The sequence below is a fragment of the Rothia sp. HMSC071C12 genome, from assembly GCF_001813895.1.
Classification (GTDB): domain Bacteria; phylum Actinomycetota; class Actinomycetes; order Actinomycetales; family Micrococcaceae; genus Rothia; species Rothia mucilaginosa.
Map to the genome: position 1 here is coordinate 1 of NZ_KV814357.1, position 2,860 is coordinate 2,860.

Annotated in this window: 2 protein-coding genes and 2 pseudogenes; all 4 read right to left on the bottom strand. The window is 47.4% G+C overall.

The window, feature by feature from the left end; translation table 11 throughout:
- Positions 1-240, bottom strand: a pseudogene (locus HMPREF2942_RS00890) (peptidoglycan-binding protein); the annotation flags it as partial.
- Between the two features lie 45 nt (positions 241-285).
- Positions 286-1,152: a DUF6318 family protein gene (locus HMPREF2942_RS00895; protein WP_070687971.1), complete on the bottom strand. Its 867-nt coding sequence runs from the start codon at positions 1,150-1,152 to the stop codon at positions 286-288.
- Between the two features lie 15 nt (positions 1,153-1,167).
- Positions 1,168-1,920 (bottom strand): DUF6318 family protein, encoded by a 753-nt coding sequence (locus HMPREF2942_RS00900; RefSeq protein WP_246824325.1) that lies wholly within the window; start codon positions 1,918-1,920, stop codon positions 1,168-1,170.
- A 505-nt stretch (positions 1,921-2,425) separates the two neighbouring features.
- Positions 2,426-2,860: pseudogene (locus HMPREF2942_RS00905) on the bottom strand (DUF6318 family protein); the annotation flags it as partial.

Genomic DNA, 2,860 nt, shown 5'->3' on the forward strand with positions numbered 1-2,860 from the left:
CGAATCGGATGCCAAAAGCATATAGTTTTGGCATGCGAAATAATACTCGCAATGATATTTCATATATTGCGATGTCATGTCTCGACTGAATGCGTTCTCATAGTCGGGTGGCGGCGCAGAATATGCAGGGTGCTGCTGGCCTGCTGGGGTGTAAATCCCAATCAGATCAGTCTCACGCAACTTGTATTCACGCCGATAATCTTTATCGTCGTAAAACGGCTTATTTATCTTCTCGGTCATATTTATCCCTCCTTAGATTAAGGAAAACATTTCAAAAATTCGGCTCTATTTCGTATATCCAGCAACAGAAGCACCCTTGGGCAATAAGAGATCACCTTGAAGATTTTCGTCGACGCTTACCCAGCGTCCATCCAAAAACTCGCCGTAGAAATCTATAGTCGGGTGGCGGTCAGTATGAAACATATCCCGAAAATATTTCACTTCGCCGGTATCGCGGTACACAAAATAGGCGTCTCCATATATCGATAATTCCGTCTGCATCTTGTATATTTTTCGTCCCTGAATCTCTCGACTACCGTATCCGGGGGTTTGCACCATATACGATTCAATTTCTTGATCCGAAACAATCCACCCCTGGTTATTGGTGATAAATTCGTACAGATTAGGAAAGATGACTTTTTCGGGGTCAATTATCTTTGCTAGGGGCTCAAGGTCACCGGTCAGATACCCGTAGTTCTTGGCGGCGTTATAGTAGGCGAAGAACAAGTACATACCTGAAATATCGTATGTATTCATCTTCTCCTGGATAACCGGGTAGGGTACATTCTGTGCGGGGTTCTCACGGGTTGCGGGAACGTAGAGACCGTCCTTTCGGTATGCGGTGTACACCAGCCGACCGTATAGCCCTCCTGCAGCGTTCTTATTGTCTTCGTCTGCAATTTTTGTTGTGGGTTCGGCTGCGGCTAGTGCCTGGTTTCGTTTCCACGCGGTATCTTCTTGCGAGGTTCGTTCGTTTGACGAAAATTTCAAGTTTGAGCCAGCTACATACAGACCTGATGCCGCAGCGGTACCTACCACAGCAGATCCCAGTAACAGGGCACGACGAGAGATTTTGGGGTTCTTCTTCTGCTCTGATGGGTTATCGCCGGTTGAGGATTCCCGAGAAACAGGGGTTTTATTGTTTTCCTTCATTGTGTTTCCTTTCCTTTAGTTCCCCTGCGTTGAGCCATTTGTGGGGGTAAAGTTCACTTCCCACTTTGGATCTAAGAATCGGCACACCATAGTTCCGTAGATGGAACCGTTTGTAACAAGGTTGCGGGTGTCAAAATCAGTAATCGGGTAGAGCTTTTTCTCCGCTGCGATAAACACTTTCGCTTCTGGGTTCAGATCGTATCGAACGTTAATTTCGCATAGGTGATTTGCTTCATCCACAATACGGGGCTGACGTTCAAGAATCGTGAGGGCAAGAATTCGCTGGTTCGGGGTAATAACCCAGCCAGCGCCTTTGTCGTAGAGTTCTTGAATGGTGGGGAAGAACAATCCTCCTAGCATATTTTTAAGATAGAGTCGTCGTGCATCACCGGCTAGAAGCATATAGTTCTGATAGTTTGCGTAATATGTAACGGCATAGCGCATAGAGGTTGCTGTCATATCCCGTTCAAAAGCGTTCTCATAGTATGGAGGCGGTGCAGCGTATGCGGGATGTCTCTCCGTTGCCGGTTCGTATATTCCAATATTGTTGATATCACCGATTTCATATGTTCGTCGATAGTCACGATCATTATGAAACGGTTTTGCATAGGCATTATGCTTCGGAGAAGCGCTCGCTGTTGCCGAAGGGGTTTCTTTTGATTTATTCTCTTTGGTTTTTGGCGTGGATGAGCAGGCGCTCAAAGCTAAGACGCTACCAACGCCAAGCACGCCCTTCATAAACCCTCTACGAGAGCTACGAAAAATCATAGTCACAGCAATAATCCTTGGGGTTACATAAATTTTCTACATTTGTTGTGAGTTGAAATATCTAATGCATCAACTTATGAAGAACACTCATTGTTCAGATAACAAATGAGATCATTAAACGAATAAGTACCTTTAGCGAGTAAACATCTGATTTGTCTGAGTTAGATGCTTGAGCAGCATCGTGAGAACCTCAGCGTACTCACCTTGAAAAGGTACAGGGACGGCATAAGCCTGAAAAGTAACCATATATTTAGCTTCCGGAAGTTGAAGTTGATGTGACAGTGAACGAGCTTCCTCGCCCACACCTCAAGGTAACACACGCACACTCTACACACGAACTCAGCAAGACGGATTCCACCTCCCTCTGCTTCCACCTCCCACAGCCAGCCGCGAAGATCCCATCTCAAAAGCCCAGCAAGAAACCCCCGCCAGCAAGAAACCCCCGCCAGCACAGTACCAAAAGTACTGCCCAGCGGGGGTTTCTAGAGAAACTACATAAAGAAAGCTACAGCTGCCCGAATCCTTGCGGGTAGATCGGCTCATAGGTGTTGCGGTTACTGTAGCCGTCGCGGTCAACCACAATCACCCACTGCCCACGCAGATGCTCCACAGCCAGCGAGAAACGCCCCAGATACCTCAAATATTTGCGGATATCTTGCTTCTCCCCCGTCTCCTTAACGTAAAACGCAAGGTCCTTAGCCTTAGTCGTGTACAGGGTGCTCACCAGAATATTTCGGCTCGTATTTTTAGCCTTTTCACCCGCAATAAGATCATCAGCAACATTGGCGCTCAGCACATTCTTATCAGCCGAGATAATCCATCCGCGCTTCTCCCTGTACAGGCGAAGAATTTCGGGGTGCAGCACCTTTTCCGGGTCCGTGACCTTAGAAAGAGGCTCCGTGTCGCCCGGCAAGGGGCTGCCCTGCACGGCGCTAGCCTG